The 20,801-nt window shown below is 68.0% G+C and carries 20 protein-coding genes and 3 tRNA genes; 19 read left to right on the top strand and 4 right to left on the bottom strand.

The window, feature by feature from the left end:
* Positions 1-139: 139 nt before the first annotated feature.
* Positions 140-1,435, bottom strand: coding sequence for an amidohydrolase family protein (locus ABZV77_RS07975; RefSeq protein WP_356251712.1), 1,296 nt, complete (start codon positions 1,433-1,435; stop codon positions 140-142).
* Between the two features lie 244 nt (positions 1,436-1,679).
* On the opposite strand from ABZV77_RS07975, the gene ABZV77_RS07970 reads away from it, so the two are divergent.
* From ABZV77_RS07970 to ABZV77_RS07935, 8 genes are all read left to right on the top strand, one after another.
* Positions 1,680-1,752, top strand: a tRNA-Thr gene (locus ABZV77_RS07970).
* A gap of 47 nt (positions 1,753-1,799) precedes the next feature.
* A tRNA-Met gene (locus ABZV77_RS07965) sits at positions 1,800-1,872 on the top strand.
* An 88-nt stretch (positions 1,873-1,960) separates the two neighbouring features.
* On the top strand, positions 1,961-2,125 hold the full coding sequence (rpmG, locus tag ABZV77_RS07960; protein ID WP_004571794.1) for a 50S ribosomal protein L33: 165 nt from the start codon (positions 1,961-1,963) through the stop codon (positions 2,123-2,125).
* A gap of 104 nt (positions 2,126-2,229) precedes the next feature.
* Positions 2,230-2,694: a MaoC family dehydratase N-terminal domain-containing protein gene (locus ABZV77_RS07955; protein ID WP_356251709.1), complete on the top strand. Its 465-nt coding sequence runs from the start codon at positions 2,230-2,232 to the stop codon at positions 2,692-2,694.
* A 4-nt stretch (positions 2,695-2,698) separates the two neighbouring features.
* Positions 2,699-3,127 carry a MaoC family dehydratase gene (locus ABZV77_RS07950; RefSeq protein ID WP_356251706.1) on the top strand — a complete coding sequence of 143 codons (429 nt, stop codon included), beginning with the start codon at positions 2,699-2,701 and terminating at the stop codon, positions 3,125-3,127.
* A 127-nt stretch (positions 3,128-3,254) separates the two neighbouring features.
* On the top strand, positions 3,255-3,812 hold the full coding sequence (locus tag ABZV77_RS07945; RefSeq protein ID WP_356251703.1) for a helix-turn-helix domain-containing protein: 558 nt from the start codon (positions 3,255-3,257) through the stop codon (positions 3,810-3,812).
* 77 nt (positions 3,813-3,889) lie between these two features.
* The gene (locus ABZV77_RS07940) at positions 3,890-5,335 is read left to right on the top strand and encodes an MFS transporter (RefSeq protein ID WP_356251699.1); all 1,446 of its coding nucleotides are present in this window, start codon (positions 3,890-3,892) and stop codon (positions 5,333-5,335) included.
* Positions 5,336-5,373: 38 nt separating this feature from the next.
* Positions 5,374-6,492, top strand: coding sequence for a UDP-N-acetylmuramate dehydrogenase (locus ABZV77_RS07935; RefSeq protein ID WP_356252387.1), 1,119 nt, complete (start codon positions 5,374-5,376; stop codon positions 6,490-6,492).
* Positions 6,493-6,530: 38 nt separating this feature from the next.
* On the opposite strand, the gene ABZV77_RS07930 is transcribed toward ABZV77_RS07935, so the two are convergent.
* Positions 6,531-7,169, bottom strand: a complete 639-nt coding sequence (locus ABZV77_RS07930) for an NAD(P)H-binding protein (protein ID WP_356251696.1) — start codon at positions 7,167-7,169, stop codon at positions 6,531-6,533.
* Positions 7,170-7,259: 90 nt separating this feature from the next.
* On the opposite strand from ABZV77_RS07930, the gene ABZV77_RS07925 reads away from it, so the two are divergent.
* Positions 7,260-7,862 carry a helix-turn-helix domain-containing protein gene (locus tag ABZV77_RS07925; RefSeq protein WP_356251693.1) on the top strand — a complete coding sequence of 201 codons (603 nt, stop codon included), beginning with the start codon at positions 7,260-7,262 and terminating at the stop codon, positions 7,860-7,862.
* 6 nt (positions 7,863-7,868) lie between these two features.
* On the opposite strand, the gene ABZV77_RS07920 is transcribed toward ABZV77_RS07925, so the two are convergent.
* Entirely contained in the window at positions 7,869-8,903 is a 1,035-nt protein-coding gene (locus ABZV77_RS07920; RefSeq protein ID WP_356251690.1) for an adenosine deaminase, read from the bottom strand.
* Between the two features lie 132 nt (positions 8,904-9,035).
* Complete coding sequence (locus ABZV77_RS07915; RefSeq protein WP_356251687.1) at positions 9,036-10,262, bottom strand: pyridoxal phosphate-dependent aminotransferase; 1,227 nt, start codon at positions 10,260-10,262, stop codon at positions 9,036-9,038.
* A 181-nt stretch (positions 10,263-10,443) separates the two neighbouring features.
* On the opposite strand from ABZV77_RS07915, the gene ABZV77_RS07910 reads away from it, so the two are divergent.
* The 10 genes from ABZV77_RS07910 to rpoB all read left to right on the top strand — a co-directional run bounded on the left by ABZV77_RS07910 (position 10,444) and on the right by rpoB (position 20,771).
* Positions 10,444-10,516 (top strand) — tRNA-Trp (locus tag ABZV77_RS07910).
* 107 nt (positions 10,517-10,623) lie between these two features.
* Complete coding sequence (gene secE / locus ABZV77_RS07905) at positions 10,624-10,911, top strand: preprotein translocase subunit SecE (protein WP_055564537.1); 288 nt, start codon at positions 10,624-10,626, stop codon at positions 10,909-10,911.
* Positions 10,912-10,988: 77 nt separating this feature from the next.
* Positions 10,989-11,879, top strand: a complete 891-nt coding sequence (gene nusG, locus ABZV77_RS07900; protein WP_356251684.1) for a transcription termination/antitermination protein NusG — start codon at positions 10,989-10,991, stop codon at positions 11,877-11,879.
* A gap of 167 nt (positions 11,880-12,046) precedes the next feature.
* Positions 12,047-12,481 (top strand): 50S ribosomal protein L11, encoded by a 435-nt coding sequence (rplK, locus tag ABZV77_RS07895; RefSeq protein ID WP_055547825.1) that lies wholly within the window; start codon positions 12,047-12,049, stop codon positions 12,479-12,481.
* Between the two features lie 86 nt (positions 12,482-12,567).
* Positions 12,568-13,290 carry a 50S ribosomal protein L1 gene (gene rplA / locus ABZV77_RS07890; RefSeq protein WP_356251681.1) on the top strand — a complete coding sequence of 241 codons (723 nt, stop codon included), beginning with the start codon at positions 12,568-12,570 and terminating at the stop codon, positions 13,288-13,290.
* 157 nt (positions 13,291-13,447) lie between these two features.
* Positions 13,448-14,344, top strand: coding sequence for a hypothetical protein (locus ABZV77_RS07885; protein ID WP_356251678.1), 897 nt, complete (start codon positions 13,448-13,450; stop codon positions 14,342-14,344).
* An 88-nt stretch (positions 14,345-14,432) separates the two neighbouring features.
* Positions 14,433-15,425: a hypothetical protein gene (locus ABZV77_RS07880; protein WP_356251675.1), complete on the top strand. Its 993-nt coding sequence runs from the start codon at positions 14,433-14,435 to the stop codon at positions 15,423-15,425.
* 261 nt (positions 15,426-15,686) lie between these two features.
* Positions 15,687-16,217, top strand: coding sequence for a 50S ribosomal protein L10 (rplJ, locus tag ABZV77_RS07875; protein ID WP_356251673.1), 531 nt, complete (start codon positions 15,687-15,689; stop codon positions 16,215-16,217).
* A 111-nt stretch (positions 16,218-16,328) separates the two neighbouring features.
* Positions 16,329-16,712, top strand: coding sequence for a 50S ribosomal protein L7/L12 (rplL, locus tag ABZV77_RS07870; RefSeq protein ID WP_356251670.1), 384 nt, complete (start codon positions 16,329-16,331; stop codon positions 16,710-16,712).
* 573 nt (positions 16,713-17,285) lie between these two features.
* Positions 17,286-20,771, top strand: a complete 3,486-nt coding sequence (rpoB, locus tag ABZV77_RS07865) for a DNA-directed RNA polymerase subunit beta (protein ID WP_356251667.1) — start codon at positions 17,286-17,288, stop codon at positions 20,769-20,771.
* Positions 20,772-20,801: the final 30 nt, after the last annotated feature.

Raw genomic sequence — 20,801 nt, 5'->3', positions numbered from 1 at the left:
CGTACGACAGGGCGGACGCGAGCGCTCAACACGCGCGTGGAGACCCGCTGATCCGCCGACCGCAACCACCCCGCAGAGCCGCTTCACAGACGCGCCACAGCGCCACAGCGCCACAGCGCCGCCCCGCAACCGCACACCCTCACGCAGACGGCTCGTCACCCGTCGGCCGCGCGGGCCCCGTCCCCGTCGACCGCCCCTGCCGCGGCAGGTCCAACGCCACCGCCGCGGCGGAATCGCAGTACTCACGCACCGCGCTGGTCCGTGCCACGACCCGCCCGCGGTGCACCACGATCCGGCTGTACGCGAGCGACAGCGCACCCGAAAGACGCTCGCCGCGCACGGCGAGCAACTCGGCGGGGAAACCCGCCTCCACCCGCACCTCCGGCAGCCCCATGGCCGCCCGCGCGGCCCCGCTCACCGCGCCGTAGGCGTCCTCGGGCCGCAGCCTGCACCGCGAGGCCAGCAGATACGCGGCCTCCAGCGGATCCCCGCGCCCCACCGGGTTCGAGAGGTCCCGCATGGCCCCGCTGCCCGCGGCGACCCGCACTCCCGCCGACCGCAGCAACCGCACGGGAGCCACCCCGTGCCGCTCCGCGCTCCCGCAGCCGCCCTGCGGCAGACAGACCACCGTCACCGCGGCCGCGGCGAGTTGCTCGGCGGCGCGTGAGGCCACGTCGGAGGGCAGTCGGCCGAGTCCGGCACACGGACCGATCGTCACGCCGGCCCGCAGGCCTCCCGCCATCGCGGCGAGCCGTCCGAGGCGCGCCGGATCGTCACCGTCCGTGTGCAGGTCGACGGGGCAGCCGTGCTCCGCGGCGAGCTCCAGGACCGCCTCCGCGTACCCCGCGGGATCGGGGTCGAGATCAGGGCAACCGCCCACTACGGAGGCGCCCATTTTCACCGCGTCCCTCAGCATCGCGAGCCCGTCCGCGCCCGCGACGCCGGTCAGCAGCCGCGGCACGGCGACGGCCGTCAGGTCGACCAGTCCCCGGAGCGAGCGCCGCGCCTGCAGCACCGCCTCCATCGGGCCGAGCCCTTGGACGTCCCCGATCCGCACATGTGACCGCAGCGCCGTGGCGCCGTGCCCGAGCTGCAGCAGCGCCGCTTCGGTGGCCCGGCGCTGGACGTCCGGCGCGTCGTACGAGACCGGGCCCGCCGTGTCCGCCGACAGCGCCGTGTCGCCGTGCCCGTGCGGCTCGGCGGCCGCGGGCAGCAGGAGGTAGCCGCCGAGGTCCACGCGCGCGGCGTGGGCGCTCAGGCTGCCTGCCGTGCCGACCGCCTCGATGCGTCCGTTGCCGAGCCGGACGTCCACGGTCCGGCCGTCGGTGAGCCGGGCGCCGCAGAGCAGCAGGGCCCCGGTGTCCGCGGCGGGGCCGGAGCCGGCGGGCCCGGAGGCGCCGGAGGAGTGGGGCTGCTGCGGCTGGCTGTCGGGCATCGCGCGCTCCTGGGGCTCGGGGGCGGCTGCAGTCGTCGAGGCGTCAAGATCACGCAGCGCGCGTCGAGCCTAGGACGGTGAAAGGCCTGCTTCGAGGAGGAGCGGAATAGTCGTACCGGTGTGGTGCGAGTACACGGATGGGGTGCTCACAGACGCCTGAGGCGGGCTGCCTGATGCCCTTGGACAGCCCCGGCGAAACGGATTTGGGCGATCGGCGACCAACCGTGTAATGTCTTCATCGCTCGCCCCAATAGCTCAGTCGGTAGAGCGTCTCCATGGTAAGGAGAAGGTCTGCGGTTCGATTCCGCATTGGGGCTCTGATGTCGCGTGATCCTCACCCTCGGGTGAGGGGATCCGGCATCGCAGCGGTGTAGCTCAGTCGGTAGAGCAAGCGGCTCATAATCGCTGTGTCACCGGTTCAAGTCCGGTCACCGCTACTAACAGTAGCCGATTGTGGGGTCGGTCCTTCGATCGGCTACTCTTTTATGCGTTCATCCGTCCATCCGTCCGTCAAGGAGCACTCACGTGGCTGCCACAGACGTCCGCCCGAAGATCACGCTGGCCTGCGTGGAGTGCAAGGAGCGGAACTACATCACCAAGAAGAACCGGCGTAACGACCCGGACCGTCTTGAGATGAAGAAGCACTGCCCGCGCTGCAACGCGCACACTGCGCACCGCGAAACGCGCTAAACACAGGCTCGTACACGAGGCCGTCCCCGATTGTCGGGGGCGGCCTCGTGTCGTGTTTTCTGAAACCAACCGCAGTGAAACCAACCGCAGGAGGTGCCGAGTCCATGGCGCTCGACCAGTCCTTCGTGGGGCGTTCCTATCCCCCCACTGATCCTTATGAGGTCGGCCGGGAGAAGATCCGCGAGTTCGCCGAGGCCGTGGGGGACGCAAATCCCGCGTACATCGACACGGAAGCCGCCAAGGCGCTCGGCCACCCCGATGTGATCGCCCCGCCGACTTTCGTGTTTGCGATCACCTTCAAGGCCGCGGGCCAGGTCATCGAGGACCCGCAGCTGGGCCTCGACTACAGCCGCGTGGTGCACGGCGACCAGAAGTTCGCCTACACCCGCCCGGTGCACGCGGGCGACCGGCTCACGGTGACCTCGACCATCGAGGCCATCAAGTCGATGGCGGGCAACGACATCCTGGACATCCGCGGAGAGGTCCACGACGAGTCGGGCGAGCACGTCGTGACCGCCTGGACGAAGCTCGTCGCCCGCGCGGCCGAGACAGCGGCAGAGGAGGCCTGAGGCGATGACGGCGAAGATTACGTACGGTGACGTCGAGGTCGGTACCGAGCTGCCGGCCCAGAACTTCCCGGTGACGCGCGCCACTCTCGTGCAGTACGCGGGCGCTTCCGGGGACTTCAACCCGATCCACTGGAACGAGAAGTTCGCGCTCGAGGTCGGTCTCCCCGACGTCATCGCGCACGGCATGTTCACCATGGCCGAGGCGATCCGTGTCGTGACCGACTGGGTGGGCGACCCGGCGGCCGTCGTCGAGTACGGCGTGCGCTTCACCAAGCCCGTCATCGTCCCGAACGACGACGAGGGCGCCACCATAGAGGTGAGCGCCAAGGTCGCGGCCGTCCTTGACGACAACCGCGTGCGGGTCGACCTGCTGGCGAAGAGCGCGGGCCAGAAGGTCCTCGGCATGTCGCGGGCGGTCGTACAGCTGGCCTGACGGCTGTCGCCGGTCCACGTGGATACGTAGCCGGGTAAGTAGATACGGGTAAGGGGCGTCCTCCATGGAAGGACGCCCCTTACCCGTACCCCTTGACTGCTTAGTGATTGGCCACTAACTTTCTCGCATGGTCAGGATGAGCGCAGAAGAGCGGCGCGAGAGCGTCATCCGTGCGGCAATGGTCGAGTTCGCCCGAGGCGGCTACAACGGCACCTCCACCGAGGTGATCGCCAGGCGCGTGGGTGTCTCGCAGCCGTACCTCTTCCGCCTCTTCCCGGGGAAGCAGGCCATCTTCCTCGCCGCGTCCGGGCGCTGCTGCCAGGACGTCACGGAGGTCTTCCGCAAGGCGGCCGAGGGCCTGCAGGGGCAAGAGGCCCTGGACGCCATGGGAGGGGCTTACCAGTCCCTCATCGCCGACGACCCGGACATGCTCCTCATGCAGATGCAGATGTACGTCGCCGTGGCTTCCGCGGAGGCGTCCGGCGACCGGGAGTTCGGTGACGCGCTGCGGGCCGCGTGGATGGAGATGTACGACACGGTCCGGCTCGCGCTGGGGGCGGATGTCGAGGAGACGACGCAGTTTTTGGCGTACGGGATGCTGGTGAACGTCCTGGTGTCGATGGGGTTCCAGCCCGAGCACCGGGTGTGGACCGGTTTCTACGAGTCGGTGCAGCCCAAGAAGTAGCAAGTGCGTGTGTCACGGGGGTGCGCGTTTTTGCGCCCACAAAAGTTAGTCATCAATAACTAACCTCAGGGGAAGCAATGCAAGAACAGGAAACGCAGACGACACCACGCGGGGGAATGGTCTGGGCCCTCGTCATCACCAGCGTCGCCGGGTTCATGGCGGCACTGGACAACCTCGTCGTCACCACCGCCCTGCCCTCCATCCGCGAGGATCTCGGGGGAGCCCTGCACGACCTCGAATGGACGGTGAGCGCCTACACCCTCACCTTCGCCGTGCTGCTGATGTTCGGCGCGGCCCTGGGGGACCGGTTCGGCCGCCGTCGGCTCTTCATCGTCGGCCTCACGGTCTTCACCGCCGCCTCCGCCGGAGCGGCACTCGCACCCGGCCTGGAGACGCTGATCGCCGCCCGCGCGGTGCAGGGTGTCGGCGCCGCGATCATGATGCCGCTCACGCTGACCCTGCTGACGGCAGCCGTTCCACCGGCCAAGCGCGGTATGGCGTACGGCATATGGGGTGCCGTCAACGGCCTCGCGGTCGCCAGTGGACCGCTGATCGGCGGAAGCCTCACCGAGCACGTCTCCTGGCAGTGGATCTTCTGGCTGAACGTCCCGCTCGGTCTCGTCCTGCTCCCGCTCGCCCGCCTCCGCCTCGCCGAGTCGCACGCCCCCGGCGCGCGTCTGGACATGGTCGGCACCCTGCTCGCCAGCGGCGGGCTCTTCGGAATCGTGTACGCCCTTGTCCGCGGTCCCATCGACGGCTGGTCCAGTGCCACGGTCCTCGTCAGCCTCACCGCGGGCGTCGTCCTGCTCGCCGGATTCATCCGGCACGGGATGCGCCACAAGGCGCCGATGCTGCCGATGCGCCTCTTCCGTAGCCGTGCGTTCGCGGGAATCAACGCCGCGAGCCTGCTGATGTTCCTCGGGATGTTCGGCTCGATCTTCCTGCTCAGCCAGTACATGCAGGGCGTCCTCGGCTACTCGCCCACCGAGGCCGGGCTGCGCATGCTCCCCTGGACCGGCATGCCGATGCTCATCTCCCCGCTGGCGGGCTATCTCTCCGACCGGATCGGCGGCCGTCCGGTCGTCGCGGCCGGGCTCTTCCTGCAGGCCGTGGGCCTTGCCTGGTACGGCGCAGTGGTGGCGGTCGACGCCTCGTACACCACCCAGCTGCCCGCCCTGATCATCAGCGGCGTCGGGATGTCCCTCTACTTCGCCCCGGCCTCCAACCTGGTCATGTCCAGCGTGCGGCCGCAGGAGCAGGGCATCGCGTCCGGCGCCAACAACGCGCTGCGCGAGGTCGGCGGCGCCCTCGGCATCGCCGTGATGTCCTCGATCTTCTCGGCGCAGGGCGGCTACGCCTCCGGGCAGGACTTCGTGAACGGTCTTGAGCCCGCGCTGTGGGTGGGCTCCGCTGTGGTGGCCCTCGCGTCGGTGGCGGCGCTGTGCATCCCGTCCCGGCGACCTGCGGCCGGAGGGCCCGGGGCGCCCGCGGCCAAGTCCCAGGACGAGCTGATTTCCGTCTGAGGGACGCAGGAGCGCGTCTGACGGACGCACGGGGGCGCCTGACAGACGTACGAGAACGGCCCCGCCCTGACCGGCGGGGCCGTTCTCGTACTCTTGAGCACGTGCAGGAACTCCACGATGCCCCCCTCGCCCCACTGACCACCTTCCGGCTCGGCGGCCCCGCGGCCCGTCTGATCACCGCGACGACCGACGCCGAGGTGGTCGCCGCCGTCCGGGAAGCCGACGACTCCGGAACCCCGCTGCTGCTCATCGGCGGCGGATCGAACCTGGTCATCGGCGACAAGGGCTTCGACGGCACGGCCCTGCGCATCGCCACCCAGGGCTTCGAACTCGACGGCACGCGGCTGGAGCTCGCGGCCGGTGAGATCTGGACCGACGCGGTCGCCCGCACCGTCGAGGCGGGTCTTGCGGGCATCGAATGCCTCGCCGGAATCCCCGGCTCCGCGGGCGCGACGCCGATCCAGAACGTGGGGGCGTACGGCCAGGAGGTCTCCTCGACCATCACCGAGGTGACCGCTTACGACCGGAAGACCCACGAGACGGTCGTGATTCCGAACGCCGAGTGCGAGTTCTCGTACCGTCACAGCCGCTTCAAGGCCGACCCCGACCGCTTCGTGGTGCTGCGGGTCCGCTTCGAGCTGGAGGACGCGCAGGGGATGAGCGCGCCCCTCAAGTACCCGGAGACGGCCCGCACGCTCGGCGTCGAGGCGGGCGACCGGGTCCCGGCCGCGGTCGCCAGGGAGACCGTCCTCAAGCTCCGCGCGGGCAAGGGCATGGTGCTCGACCCCGAGGACCACGACAGCTGGTCCGCCGGATCGTTCTTCACCAACCCCATCCTCACCGAGGAGGAGTTCACCGCCTTCCACGCGCGCGTGAAGGAGCGCCTCGGCGCGGACGTCGCCCCGCCCGCCTTCCCGACCGGCGACGGCCGCGTGAAGACCTCCGCCGCCTGGCTCATCGACAAGGCGGGCTTCACCAAGGGCTACGGAGAGGGCCGGGCCCGCATCTCCACCAAGCACACGCTCGCGCTCACCAACCGCGGCGGCGCCACCACCGAGGACCTGCTGGCCCTGGCCCGCGAGGTCGTCGCAGGGGTCCGGGACGCCTTCGGAGTCACCCTGGTCAACGAGCCGGTGACGGTGGGCGTCAGCCTGTAGAGCACGGCAGGGCGGTTCAAGGGCGAGGTCAGCAGGGGTCAGTAGGCCACGCCCACGCCCTGCTTCACGGTCCCGCGGTCGTCGATCATGCCGAGCATCGCGTGCGCCACGTCCGCGCGCCCGATCGTGCGCCCCGAGCGCGGGGAGCCGCCCACCACCGTGCGGTAGGTGCCGGTGAGGGGCTTGTCCGTCAGTCTCGGCGGGCGGACCGAGGTCCAGTCCGTCGGACCCGCGGCCAGCTCGGCCTCCATGGCCGACAGGTCGGTGTAGACATCCCTGAGGACCCGGCCGATCACGCCCAGGACGGCGCGATCGAGGAACGGCGAGTCCGCGGGCTCCGGGCCCACCGGGGCCGCGCTCACGACCAGCAGCCGCCGCACGCCCTCCGCGTCCATCGCCCGCAGCACACCGCGCGTGAGCTCCGTCGCGACTCCCCGGGCCGCGTCCGCGCGGCTGCGGGCACCGAGCCCCGAAAGGACCGCGTCCCGGCCCGTGACCGCGGGGCGCACCGCCTCCGGATCCAGGACGTCCGCGCGGAACACCTCAAGCCCCTCGCCGGTCACCGTGAGGCGCGCCGGGTCGCGCACCACCGCCGTGACCTTGTGTCCTGCCGTGAGCGCCTGCCGGACGATCTCCTGACCGATGCCACCGGTCGCACCGAACACCGTGAGTCTCATCGCGCACCCTCCCAAGGTGGGTAAGTATTCACTCACCTCTAGAGTGAGTAAGCACTCACCTCCCCGTCAAGCCAGGTTGGACGGCAGCCCATGCAGCAGAAGCCCACCCGGGCCCGCATCCTCGACGCGGCCCACGAACTCATGTTCACCCACGGCCTGGCCCGCGCCACCACCAAGGAGATCGCCAAGGCGGCGGGCTGCTCCGAAGCCGCGCTCTACAAGCACTTCGCGAGCAAGGAGGAGCTGTTCGTGAGCGTGCTGCGGGAGAGGCTGCCCAGGCTGAACCCGCTCCTGAGCGAGCTCGTGGAGAAGCCGGGGGAGCGCAGCGTGCTGGCGAACCTCACCGAGATCGCCCGCCTGGCCAGTGACTTCTATGCGCAGAGCTTCCCGATCGCCGCCTCCTTGTATGCGGAGACCAAGCTGAAGCGCCGTCACGAGGACTCCATGCGCGAGATGGGCACGGGTCCCCACATGCCCATCGAGGCCCTGGACGCCTACCTGCGGACCGAGCGCGACGCGGGCCGGATCGCACCCGACGCCGACACCTTCGCGGCCGCCTCACTCCTCATGGGCGCCTGCGCGCAGCGGGCCTTCGCCTACGACGCCACGGTCGGCAAGGAGCCCCCGCAGTCCGTCGAGGAGTTCGCGGCCGCCATCGCCCGCACGCTCCTGAAGGGCATCACACGCTCCTGACGGACATCAGCTGACCAGCCACTCGTCCACCCCGGCCAGCATCTTGTGCTGTACGTCGACGGGCGCGGCCGAACCACGGACCGACTGCCGGGCCAGCTCCGCGAGCTCGGCGTCCGTGAAGCCGTGGTGCATGCGCGCGATGTCGTACTGGGCGGCGAGTCGCGACCCGAAGAGCAGCGGGTCGTCGGCGCCGAGTGCTATCGGCACCCCTGCGTCGAACAGCGTGCGCAGGGGCACGTCCTCCGGCTTCTCGTAGACCCCCAGGGCGACGTTGGACGCCGGGCACACCTCACACGTGACGCCCCGGTCCGCGAGCCGCTTCAGGAGCCGCGGATCCTCGGCGGCCCGCACCCCGTGCCCGATGCGCGCCGCCGCCAGGTCGTCCAGACAGTCCCGCACCGACGCGGGCCCGGTCAGCTCACCGCCGTGCGGCGCCGCCAGCAGGCCGCCGTCGCGCGCGATGGCGAAGGCCCGGTCGAAGTCCCGCGCCATGCCGCGCCGCTCGTCGTTGGAGAGCCCGAAGCCGACGATGCCCCGGTCCGCGTACCGCACGGCGAGGCGCGCCAGCGTGCGGGCGTCCAGCGGGTGCTTCATGCGGTTCGCGGCGACCAGGACGCGCATGCCGAGGCCGGTCTCCCGCGAGGCGCTCTCGACCGCGTCCAGGATGATCTCCAGGGCCGGGATCAGACCGCCGAGCCGCGGTGCGTACGAGGTCGGGTCGACCTGGATCTCCAGCCACCCCGACCCGTCCCGCAGGTCCTCCTCGGCCGCCTCGCGCACCAGGCGCCGGATGTCCTCCGGCTCGCGCAGACAGGAGCGCGCGGCGTCGTAGAGCCGCTGGAAGCGGAACCAGCCGCGCTCGTCCGTCGCGCGCAGCTTCGGTGGCTCGGCACCGGTCAGCGCCTCCGGGAGCCGCACTCCGTACTTGTCGGCCAGCTCCAGCAGGGTGCTGGACCGCATCGACCCGGTGAAGTGCAGATGGAGATGGGCCTTCGGCAGTTCTCGTACGTCTCGTACACGCTCGTCTCGTACACGCTCCATTCGAGGATCTTGCCGTATGCACCTGGCCTCCCGGTAGCGGCTTTCCCCCTTCGGGTCCCCCTCCGAACGAAGAAACGGGCCGCCTCTCCTAAGGAGAGACGGCCCGCACGTTCCTGCCGGGGCTGCCGGGTGTCAGTCGCGGGCCTCGGCGAGCAGCTTCTGGATCCGCGAGACACCCTCGACGAGGTCCTCGTCGCCGAGTGCGTACGAAAGGCGCAGGTAGCCCGGCGTCCCGAAGGCCTCACCAGGAACGACCGCGACCTCGGCCTCCTCCAGGATGAGGGCGGCCAGCTCCACGGAGTCCTGCGGTCGCTTGCCGCGGATCTCCTTGCCGAGGAGGCCCTTCACCGACGGGTACGCGTAGAAGGCGCCCTCGGGCTCGGGGCAGACCACGCCCGTGATCTCGTTGAGCATCCGCACCATCGTCTTGCGGCGCCGGTCGAAGGCCTCGCGCATCTTCTCGACGGCGACCAGGTCACCGGAGACGGCCGCGAGCGCGGCGGCCTGCGCGACGTTCGAGACGTTGGACGTGGCGTGCGACTGCAGGTTGGTCGCGGCCTTCACGACGTCCTTCGGGCCGATGATCCAGCCCACCCGCCAGCCGGTCATCGCATACGTCTTGGCGACGCCGTTGACCACGATGCACTTGTCGCGCAGCTCGGGCAGGAGCGCGGGGAGCGAGGTGAACTTCGCGTCTCCGTAGACAAGGTGTTCGTAGATCTCGTCGGTCATGACCCACAGGCCGTGCTCGACGGCCCAGCGGCCGATCGCCTCGGCGTCGGCCTCGCTGTAGACGGCGCCCGTCGGGTTCGACGGCGACACGAAGAGCACGACCTTCGTGCGCTCCGTGCGGGCGGCCTCCAACTGCTCGACCGAGACGAGGTAGCCGGTGGTCTCGTCGGCGACGACCGGGACCGGGACACCGCCCGCGAGACGGATCGACTCCGGGTACGTCGTCCAGAACGGCGCGGGGACGATGACCTCGTCGCCCGGGTCCAGGATCGCGGCGAACGCCTCGTAGATGGCCTGCTTGCCGCCGTTGGTCACCAGGATCTGCGACGCGTCGACCTCGTAACCCGAGTCGCGGAGGGTCTTCGTGGCGATCGCGGCCTTGAGCTCGGGGAGGCCCCCGGCCGGCGTGTAGCGGTGGAACTTCGGGTTCTTGCAGGCCTCGATGGCCGCCTCGACGATGTAGTCCGGAGTCGGGAAGTCGGGCTCGCCCGCCCCGAAGCCGATCACCGGACGGCCGGCGGCCTTGAGGGCCTTGGCCTTGGCGTCGACAGCGAGGGTCGCGGACTCGGAGATCGCGCCGATGCGCGCGGACACCCGGCGCTCGGTCGGAGAAGTTGCAGCGCTCATGGCCCCATCGTTCCAGACCCGAAACGCCCCCGGCGGGCGGGTTTCCAAGACCGTCGGAACCCATTCTGTTCGACGGGGGGCCGCGGAGCACGTACACTCACTGCTCGTTGGCCTTCACCGGCCGCTTCCTCTCTACGCACTCCGTGCACATGGGCGGATGCGGTAGGTTGGGGGAAATCAAAGGGTCGTAGCTCAATTGGTAGAGCACTGGTCTCCAAAACCAGCGGTTGGGGGTTCAAGTCCCTCCGGCCCTGCTACACACTCCTTCGCCAGGATGTGTGCGCATGTACGTACTGCATTGCACCGCCGTGCGGCTCAACCGGGCGCGGCACGGCCACGACCCGGAATCAGGTGAGGACGAGTGACGGACGCCGTGGGCTCCATCGACATGCCTGATGCCCAGGACGAGGCGCCGGAGTCCAAGAAGAAGGCCCGCAAGGGCGGCAAGCGCGGCAAGAAGGGCCCCTTCGGCCGTCTCGCGCTCTTCTACCGCCAGATTGTCGCGGAACTCCGTAAGGTCGTCTGGCCGACTCGCAGTCAGCTCACGACCTACACCACAGTGGTGATTGTCTTCGTCGTCATCATGATCGGTCTCGTGACCGTGATTGACTATGGCTTCAGCCACGCTGTCAAGTACATCTTCGGCTGAGCCGAGAGCGAAGGGCGCCGTTCCCGGCGCCCCTTTCGCGCGTTCCACCCCTCTGTATCCAGGAAGAAGCAGCCACCGTGTCTGACCCGAACCTGAACGACGCCATCGAGTCGGCCGAGTCCGTGGAGGACCAGCTCGACATCGTCGAGGCGGCGGACGCCGCGGCGCCGGATCAGGCCGAGGCCGCCGACGCTGCCGCGGGCGAGCCCGCCGAAGAGGCCGCCATCCACCTGGAGGGTGACGCCGAGGCCGTCGCCGAGTCCGAAGAGGACGAGGCCGCTGTCGCCGAGGTCGCCGACGAGGAGCCCGCCGACGAGGCCGCGGACGAGCCCGTCGAGGAGGCCGAGCCGGTCGACCCGATCGTGGCCCTCCGCGAGGAGCTCCGCACCCTCCCCGGCGAGTGGTACGTCATCCACACCTACGCCGGTTACGAGAACCGCGTGAAGACCAACCTCGAGCAGCGCGCCGTCTCGCTGAACGTCGAGGACTTCATCTTCCAGGCCGAGGTGCCGCAGGAAGAGGTCGCGCAGATCAAGAACGGCGAGCGCAAGACCATCCGTCAGAACAAGCTCCCCGGCTACGTGCTGGTGCGCATGGACCTGACGAACGAGTCCTGGGGCGTCGTCCGCAACACGCCGGGCGTCACCGGCTTCGTCGGCAACGCCTACGACCCGTACCCGCTGACCCTGGACGAGATCGTCAAGATGCTCGCTCCGGAGGCCGAGGAGAAGGCCGCCCGTGAGGCCGCCGAGGCCGAGGGCAAGCCGGCTCCGGCCCGCAAGGTCGAGGTCCAGGTGCTCGACTTCGAGGTGGGCGACTCGGTCACCGTCACCGACGGCCCGTTCGCGACGCTGCAGGCGACGATCAACGAGATCAACGCCGACTCGAAGAAGGTCAAGGGCCTCGTCGAGATCTTCGGCCGCGAGACCCCGGTCGAGCTGAGCTTCGACCAGATCCAGAAGAACTGACGTTCCCTGGAACACACGCTTCCGAACAGGTCAGACGGGCTGTCAAAGCCGGTCTGACCTGCTCGGTTTTTAGCCGCGCGACTATACCCGTTATCGTGGTGCGGTATGCCTCCATCCGGATGACCGGATGGTCGGCTGAAAACTCTCACTAGGACCCGGAGAGAGCAATGCCTCCCAAGAAGAAGAAGGTCACGGGGCTTATCAAGCTCCAGATCCAGGCTGGTGCCGCCAACCCGGCCCCGCCGGTCGGCCCCGCGCTGGGCCAGCACGGCGTCAACATCATGGAGTTCTGCAAGGCCTACAACGCCGCGACCGAGTCGCAGCGTGGCTGGGTGATCCCGGTGGAGATCACGGTCTACGAAGACCGCTCCTTCACCTTCATCACCAAGACGCCGCCGGCCGCCAAGATGATCCTGAAGGCCGCTGGTGTCGAGAAGGGCTCTGGCGAGCCCCACAAGACCAAGGTCGCCAAGGTCACCGAGGCGCAGATCCGCGAGATCGCGACGACCAAGATGGAAGACCTCAACGCCAACGACCTGGACGCCGCGTCGAAGATCATCGCCGGCACCGCCCGTTCCATGGGCATCACGGTCGAGGGCTGAGACTCCTCCCCGTCTGACCTTTCTCAGTGGTAGGGCCAAGCGCTGGTCCGTACCACGACTCCATACCTGAACCACCAGGAGCAGAAGTGAAGCGCAGCAAGACTCTCCGCGCTGCGGACGCCAAGATCGACCGGGAGAAGCTGTACGCCCCGCTCGAGGCCGTCCGTCTCGCCAAGGAGACCTCCTCGACCAAGTTCGACGGCACCGTCGAGGTCGCCATGCGTCTGGGTGTCGACCCGCGCAAGGCCGACCAGATGGTCCGTGGCACCGTGAACCTCCCGCACGGCACCGGCAAGACCGCCCGGGTCCTGGTCTTCGCGACCGGTGACCGTGCTGCGGCCGCGGAAGCCGCTGGGGCCGACATCGTCGGCGCCGACGAGCTCATCGACGAGGTCGCGAAGGGCCGCCTGGACTTCGACGCCGTCGTCGCCACCCCGGACCTCATGGGCAAGGTCGGCCGCCTCGGCCGCGTACTCGGTCCGCGTGGTCTGATGCCGAACCCGAAGACCGGCACCGTGACCCCCGACGTCGTGAAGGCTGTCAACGACATCAAGGGCGGCAAGATCGAGTTCCGCGTCGACAAGCACTCGAACCTGCACTTCATCATCGGCAAGGTGTCCTTCGACGACACCAAGCTGGTGGAGAACTACGCCGCGGCCCTGGACGAGATCCTCCGTCTGAAGCCGTCGGCCGCCAAGGGTCGCTACATCAAGAAGGCCGCCCTCACCACCACGATGGGCCCCGGCATTCCGCTGGACTCGAACCGCACCCGCAACCTCCTCACCGAGGAGGACCCGGCCGCCGTCTGAATCTGACGGCAGCCGCGTCGCGTACGCGTTCTGTGGACGGGCCCCGCAACCTTTCGAGGTGCGGGGCCCGTCCTGTTTGTGTACGGGCAGTTCGGATAGGTGTGTCAGTGGCCTGCGCTAGCGTGCAGGCTCCATGAGTGCCAAGGGGTGGGACAACATGAACAGCACGACCATGCGCCGTGCCGGTCTCTCGATAGCGGTGGTCGCCGCGCTGACGGGCCTCACGGCCTGCGGTTCGGGTGACTCCTCCGACAAGGCGGACGGAGGCGGCAAGGACAAGGGCGGCATCAACCTCAGTCCGATAGCCGCCCTGCGCTCCGTCGAGAAGTCGACCGACAACGCCGACACCGCCCGGATCGAGAGCTCCACCACCCTGGGCACGCTGTCCTCGATGGACGCCAAGGGCGTCATGGGCTGGTCGGACGGCATCACGGGCAACGTGACGGTGACCTTCACCGGCGGCTCGCAGGCCCAGCAGATGGCGCAGCTCGGCCAGACGAAGCTCGACTACCGCTATCTGAAGAGCGGCTTCTACGCGAACATGGGCGACAAGTTCGCGGACCAGGCGGGCGGGGGCAAGCACTGGCTGGAGTACGACTACGCCACGCTGGCCGAGCTGAGCGGCGCCGCGGGCGAGGCCTTCCAGGACCAGATGCAGAACACCTCCCCGAACCAGTCGGTGAAGATGCTGCTGGCCTCCGGTGACGTGAAGCGCGTCGGCGAGGAGGAGGTCCGCGGCACGAAGGCGACCCACTACTCCGGCAAGGTCGACATCGCGGACTTCACCGCCAAGAGCGCGGACCTGGACGAGGACAAGCTGGCCGAGCTGAAGAAGCAGTTCGAGCAGGCGGGCCTCAGCACCGAGACGATCGACATCTGGGTGGACGACGACGACCTGCTGGTCAAGAAGAGCGAGAAGGGCGACACCAAGAACGGCCCCTTCTCGCAGACGGCCTACTACAGCGACTACGGCACCCGGCTCTCCGTGGAGAAGCCCCCGTCCTCGGACACCATGAGCTTCAAGGAGCTGCTGAACAAGCAGCCCGCGGCATAACTCCTGAGCTGCCCGTCCCACCCCTCAGGTACTCTCGGCCAAACAAACATGTGTCGATCATGTGTTCTTTGTTCCTAGGGGTGGGGTCATGACTGTAGGTGTCGTACGTGGACGCAGGGGACGTCAGCGGGCGGCGGGCGCGGTGCTCAGCACCGCGCTGCTGTGTGTCGGGGCGGTGGCCTGTGGAGGCTCGGACGACAAGTCCGACAACGGCGCGGGGGACTCGGGCAAGATCCAGTCCCGCTCGCAGGTGACCGACGTCATCACCGCCGCGTACAAGAAGACCTCGGCCGCCAAGTCGGCCAAGGTCAAGATGACGATGTCGACGCCGCCCGGCGAGATGGGCAAGGCCATGGGCGGCGCGGGCGAGATGAAGATGACCGGCGTCATGGGCTGGGACCCGACCGTCATGGACGTGACGGTCTCGGGCTCGGCGCTCACGGAGGGTGACCCGGAGGCCCCGGAGAAGATCCGGATGCTCTGGAGCGACAACGTGATGTACATGGACATGGGCGCCAAGGCGGCCAAGGACATGGACGGCAAGCGCTGGGTCAAGATGGACCTCAACTCCAACGCCAAGCAGGTCGGTGACGACAAGCTCGCCAAGCAGATGACCGGCGGCCTGGACAGCATGAACCAGGACCCGGCGCAGCAGCTCGCGATGCTCCTGGACTCGCCGAACCTCAAGCACCTGGGCTCCGCGAAGGTCGACGGCGCGCAGACCCAGCGCTACAAGGGCCGGCTCACCGTCAAGGAGATGATGGAGTCCAACGACGGCCTGAAGGACGTGCTCAGCAAGAGCGAGCGCGAGCAGCTCTTCAAGAACGTCGAGAAGTCCGGCATCAAGGGCTACGACACCGAGGTCTGGGTCAACGAGGACGACTACCCCGTCCGCATGGACATCGACATCAAGACCCCCGAGGGCACGGTGAAGACCTCGCAGACCTTCTCCGACTACGGCTCCGCCACCAAGGTGACGCCGCCGCCCGCCGGGGACACCTTCGACATGATGAAGATGTTCGAGGAGCTCGGGAAGCTCGGCAAGGGCGGCTCGGGCGCCGGTTCGGACAGCGCCTTCTGACCGGATTTGCTTGCCGCGGACCTGTTCGCGTACTCTTCCACAGAAGCCAAAGACCGCTGGTCGTTGCCGTGTTCTCGCAAGAGGGTGCGGCGGCCGAAGGATCCGCTGAAACGGCGGACGACCCGCGCAGGTGACTGTGGATGTGCTCCTGGATCGCATGCGATTCGGTAGAGCTCACGCCCCGTGCGCCTGCGCCGGGGCGTTTCGTTTTGTCGGCCCCTTCTGAGCGGTCCTCATCACCCGGAAGGAGGCCGACGCTCTATGCCGACGCCCGACAAGGCTGCCGCGGTAGCCGAGCTCACGGACAAGTTCCGCAGCTCGAACGCCGCCGTGCTGACCGAGTACCGGGGTCTCACCGTGGCCCAGCTCAAGCAGCTGCGCCGTTCTCTCGGTGCGAACTCCGAGTACGCCGTGGTGAAGAACACGCTGACCAAGATCGCGGCCAACGAGGCCGGGATCAACACGCTGGACGACCTGTTCACGGGTCCGACGGCAGTTGCCTTCGTCACCGGTGACCCGGTGGAGTCGGCGAAGGGTCTTCGTGACTTCGCCAAGGACAACCCGAACCTCGTCATCAAGGGCGGTGTCCTTGACGGCAAGGCGCTGTCCGCCGACGAGTTCAAGAAGCTTGCGGACCTCGAGTCCCGCGAGGTTCTGCTCAGCAAGCTGGCCGGCGCGTTCAAGGGCAAGCAGTCGCAGGCTGCTCAGCTCTTCCAGGCGCTGCCCTCGAAGTTCGTCCGCACCGCGGAGGCGCTTCGTGCCAAGCAGGCCGAGCAGGGCGGTGCCGAGTAATTCGGCTCGCGCATTGATCGACGCCCACTAGGGCGACGGTCGCAGCGGGCCCAACGTACGCCCGCCTCCATATACACCCGGCACCAGCCGAATTAGTGGAAGGACGCCACCATGGCGAAGCTGTCCCAGGACGACCTGCTCGCGCAGTTCGAAGAGATGACCCTCATCGAGCTCTCCGAGTTCGTGAAGGCCTTCGAGGAGAAGTTCGACGTCACCGCCGCCGCGGCCGTCGCCGTTGCCGCCCCGGGCGCCCCGGGTGCCCCGGTCGAGGCCGCTGAGGAGCAGGACGAGTTCGACGTCATCCTCACGGGTGCCGGCGAGAAGAAGATCCAGGTCATCAAGGTCGTGCGTGAGCTCACCTCGCTGGGCCTGAAGGAGGCCAAGGACCTCGTCGACGGCACCCCGAAGCCGGTCCTCGAGAAGGTCACCAAGGAGGCCGCCGAGAAGGCTGCCGAGTCCCTCAAGGGCGCCGGTGCCTCCGTCGAGGTCAAGTGACTTCACGAGTCTTCTGACTCTTTTCCGTACGTACGGCGTAACGCTGTAACGCACGGGCCGCCAAAGGCGATCACCCAAGTGGGTGGTCGCCTTTCGGCGTTCTCGGGCGCTCCCGCGGAGGGTGCCTTGCGATGTCGGTCCCGACGAGTATGGTGATCTTCGTTGTGCCTCGGGACGGCCCGTGACGGTGACGATCTCAGAGTGATGTCGGGGCAGGGGGGCCTTGACGAACCGCACGCAGCGCGCAATTCTCAGGACGCGTCGTGACAACGATCCGGATCCGAGGCATGGATCGGCGGCGAAGAGGGCAGTATCGATGTGCATCGAGGGCGTGGCTTGCAGCAGGGGTTGAGAACAACGAGGGTCTTCAAAAACCCGCACTGGACATCAGTGGGCCGAGTGGCTACACTGACCCTTTGCGCTGCCTGTTAGCTGCCTCCTGCCCGTCACCAGGGGCATGCCCATGCTTGAGCACTGTGGACCTGACTCTCCCTGACCTGGGATGTCTGTCTCTGTGTCCAGCCTGGGACCGGTACGCGCGTAGTGAGTCCGAGCCCTCGGAAGGACCCCCTCTTGGCCGCCTCGCGCACTGCCTCGACCGCGAATACGAACAACGGCGCCAGCACCGCCCCGCTGCGCATCTCCTTTGCAAAGATCAAGGAGCCCCTCGAGGTTCCGAACCTTCTTGCGCTGCAAACCGAGAGCTTTGACTGGCTGCTCGGCAATGACGCGTGGAAGGCTCGTGTCGAGGCGGCTCTGGACAGCGGACAGGACGTCCCCACCAAGTCCGGTCTGGAGGAGATCTTCGAGGAGATCTCCCCGATCGAGGACTTCTCCGGGTCGATGTCCCTGACGTTCCGCGACCACCGTTTTGAGCCCCCGAAGAACTCGATCGACGAGTGCAAGGAGCGCGACTTCACGTTCGCCGCCCCGCTCTTCGTCACCGCCGAGTTCACCAACAACGAGACCGGCGAGATCAAGTCGCAGACGGTCTTCATGGGCGACTTCCCGCTCATGACGAACAAGGGCACCTTCGTCATCAACGGCACCGAGCGTGTCGTGGTGTCGCAGCTGGTCCGTTCGCCCGGTGTGTACTTCGATTCCTCGATCGACAAGACGTCCGACAAGGACATCTTCTCCGCCAAGATCATCCCGTCCCGGGGTGCCTGGCTGGAGATGGAGATCGACAAGCGCGACATGGTCGGTGTCCGCATCGACCGCAAGCGCAAGCAGTCGGTCACCGTCCTGCTCAAGGCTCTCGGTTGGACGACCGAGCAGATCCTTGAGGAGTTCGGCGAGTACGAGTCCATGCGCGCCACCCTGGAGAAGGACCACACCCAGGGCCAGGACGACGCGCTGCTCGACATCTACCGCAAGCTCCGTCCGGGCGAGCCGCCGACCCGTGAGGCCGCTCAGACGCTGCTTGAGAACCTCTACTTCAACCCGAAGCGCTACGACCTCGCGAAGGTCGGCCGCTACAAGGTCAACAAGAAGCTGGGTGCGGACGCTCCGCTCGACGCGGGCATCCTCACGGTCGAGGACATCATCGCCTCGATCAAGTACCTGGTGAAGCTGCACGCCGGTGAGGTCGAGACCGTTGGCGACAGCGGCACGTCGATCGTCGTCGAGACCGACGACATCGACCACTTCGGCAACCGTCGTCTGCGCAACGTCGGCGAGCTCATCCAGAACCAGGTCCGCACGGGTCTGGCTCGTATGGAGCGCGTCGTCCGCGAGCGCATGACGACCCAGGACGTCGAGGCGATCACGCCGCAGACCCTGATCAACATTCGCCCGGTCGTGGCGTCGATCAAGGAATTCTTCGGCACCTCGCAGCTGTCGCAGTTCATGGACCAGAACAACCCGCTGTCGGGTCTCACCCACAAGCGCCGTCTGTCGGCGCTTGGCCCGGGTGGTCTCTCCCGTGAGCGGGCCGGCTTCGAGGTCCGTGACGTGCACCCGTCTCACTACGGCCGCATGTGCCCGATTGAGACGCCTGAAGGCCCGAACATTGGTCTCATCGGTTCGCTCGCCTCGTACGGCCGCGTCAACGCGTTCGGCTTCGTCGAGACGCCGTACCGCAAGGTCATCGAGGGCCAGGTCACCGACGACGTCGACTACCTGACGGCCGACGAGGAGGACCGCTTCGTCATCGCGCAGGCCAACGCCCCGCTGACGGACGACCTCCACTACGCCGAGCCCCGCGTCCTGATCCGCCGTCGTGGCGGAGAGATCGACTACGTGCCCGGCACGGACGTCGACTACATGGACGTCTCGCCGCGCCAGATGGTGTCGGTCGCGACCGCGATGATCCCGTTCCTCGAGCACGACGACGCCAACCGTGCCCTCATGGGCGCGAACATGATGCGTCAGGCCGTGCCGCTGATCACCGCCGAGGCCCCCCTCGTCGGCACCGGCATGGAGTACCGCTGTGCGGTCGACGCCGGTGACGTGATCAAGGCCGAGAAGGCGGGCGTGGTCCAGGAGGTCTCCGCGGACTACGTCACGGTCACGAACGACGACGGCACGTACACCACGTACCGCATCGCCAAGTTCTCCCGGTCGAACCAGGGCACCTCCGTCAACCAGAAGGTTGTCGTCGACGAGGGCGCCCGCGTGATCGAGGGCCAGGTCCTGGCCGACGGTCCCGCGACCGAAGAGGGCGAGATGGCCCTCGGCAAGAACCTGCTCGTGGCGTTCATGCCCTGGGAGGGTCACAACTACGAGGACGCGATCATCCTGTCGCAGCGCCTCGTGCAGGACGACGTCCTCTCCTCGATCCACATCGAGGAGCACGAGGTCGACGCCCGTGACACCAAGCTGGGCCCGGAGGAGATCACCCGGGACATCCCGAACGTCTCCGAAGAGGTCCTCGCCGACCTCGACGAGCGCGGCATCATCCGTATCGGTGCCGAGGTCGTCGCCGGTGACATCCTCGTCGGCAAGGTCACGCCCAAGGGTGAGACCGAGCTGACGCCGGAGGAGCGCCTGCTCCGCGCGATCTTCGGTGAGAAGGCCCGCGAGGTGCGCGACACCTCGCTGAAGGTCCCGCACGGTGAGATCGGCAAGGTCATCGGCGTCCGCGTCTTCGACCGTGAAGAGGGCGACGAGCTGCCGCCGGGCGTGAACCAGCTGGTTCGTGTCTACGTGGCGCAGAAGCGCAAGATCACGGACGGCGACAAGCTGGCCGGCCGGCACGGCAACAAGGGTGTTATCTCGAAGATCCTTCCGATCGAGGACATGCCGTTCCTCGAGGACGGAACTCCGGTCGACATCATCCTGAACCCGCTGGGTGTGCCGTCCCGAATGAACCCGGGACAGGTCCTGGAGATCCACCTCGGCTGGCTCGCCAGCCGCGGCTGGGACGTCTCCGGCCTCGCGGACGAGTGGGCCGAGCGCCTGCAGGCCATCGGCGCCGACCAGGTCGACCCCGGCACGAACGTCGCCACCCCCGTCTTCGACGGTGCGCGTGAGGACGAGCTCGCCGGTCTGCTGCAGCACACCATCCCGAACCGCGACGGCGAGCGCATGGTGCTCCCGTCCGGCAAGGCGCAGCTGTTCGACGGCCGCTCCGGCGAGCCGTTCCCGGACCCGATCTCGGTCGGGTACATGTACATCCTCAAGCTGCACCACCTGGTCGACGACAAGCTCCACGCCCGCTCGACCGGTCCGTACTCCATGATCACCCAGCAGCCGCTGGGTGGTAAGGCTCAGTTCGGTGGTCAGCGCTTCGGTGAGATGGAGGTGTGGGCGCTGGAGGCATACGGCGCCGCGTACGCCCTCCAGGAGCTCCTGACGATCAAGTCCGACGACGTGACCGGCCGCGTGAAGGTCTACGAGGCCATCGTCAAGGGCGAGAACATCCCCGAGCCCGGCATTCCCGAGTCCTTCAAGGTGCTCATCAAGGAAATGCAGTCGCTCTGCCTCAACGTGGAGGTGCTGTCCTCGGACGGCATGTCCATCGAGATGCGTGACACCGACGAGGACGTCTTCCGCGCGGCGGAGGAGCTCGGTATCGACCTGTCCCGGCGCGAGCCGAGCAGCGTCGAAGAGGTCTGACGGGTTGGCCGGCCGGACCTCGTGTCCGGC

The sequence above is a fragment of the Streptomyces sp. NPDC004732 genome, assembly GCF_040609235.1.
In the GTDB taxonomy this organism is placed as follows: domain Bacteria; phylum Actinomycetota; class Actinomycetes; order Streptomycetales; family Streptomycetaceae; genus Streptomyces.
Note: the sequence above shows the minus strand (reverse complement) of the source record. Positions and strands in the feature narration are given on the sequence as shown.

Excerpts from the sequence above, each read along its gene's own strand:
- ABZV77_RS07975 (WP_356251712.1), bottom strand. The coding sequence starts at position 1,435 with ATGCCCGACAGCCAGCCGCAGCAGCCCCACTCCTCCGGCGCCTCCGGG.
- ABZV77_RS07955 (WP_356251709.1), top strand. The coding sequence starts at position 2,230 with ATGGCGCTCGACCAGTCCTTCGTGGGGCGTTCCTATCCCCCCACTGAT.
- ABZV77_RS07950 (WP_356251706.1), top strand. The coding sequence starts at position 2,699 with ATGACGGCGAAGATTACGTACGGTGACGTCGAGGTCGGTACCGAGCTG.
- ABZV77_RS07945 (WP_356251703.1), top strand. The coding sequence starts at position 3,255 with ATGGTCAGGATGAGCGCAGAAGAGCGGCGCGAGAGCGTCATCCGTGCG.
- ABZV77_RS07940 (WP_356251699.1), top strand. The coding sequence starts at position 3,890 with ATGCAAGAACAGGAAACGCAGACGACACCACGCGGGGGAATGGTCTGG.
- ABZV77_RS07930 (WP_356251696.1), bottom strand. The coding sequence starts at position 7,169 with ATGAGACTCACGGTGTTCGGTGCGACCGGTGGCATCGGTCAGGAGATC.
- ABZV77_RS07925 (WP_356251693.1), top strand. The coding sequence starts at position 7,260 with ATGCAGCAGAAGCCCACCCGGGCCCGCATCCTCGACGCGGCCCACGAA.
- ABZV77_RS07920 (WP_356251690.1), bottom strand. The coding sequence starts at position 8,903 with ATGGAGCGTGTACGAGACGAGCGTGTACGAGACGTACGAGAACTGCCG.
- ABZV77_RS07915 (WP_356251687.1), bottom strand. The coding sequence starts at position 10,262 with ATGAGCGCTGCAACTTCTCCGACCGAGCGCCGGGTGTCCGCGCGCATC.
- rplK (WP_055547825.1), top strand. The coding sequence starts at position 12,047 with ATGCCTCCCAAGAAGAAGAAGGTCACGGGGCTTATCAAGCTCCAGATC.
- ABZV77_RS07885 (WP_356251678.1), top strand. The coding sequence starts at position 13,448 with ATGAACAGCACGACCATGCGCCGTGCCGGTCTCTCGATAGCGGTGGTC.
- ABZV77_RS07880 (WP_356251675.1), top strand. The coding sequence starts at position 14,433 with ATGACTGTAGGTGTCGTACGTGGACGCAGGGGACGTCAGCGGGCGGCG.
- rplJ (WP_356251673.1), top strand. The coding sequence starts at position 15,687 with ATGCCGACGCCCGACAAGGCTGCCGCGGTAGCCGAGCTCACGGACAAG.
- rplL (WP_356251670.1), top strand. The coding sequence starts at position 16,329 with ATGGCGAAGCTGTCCCAGGACGACCTGCTCGCGCAGTTCGAAGAGATG.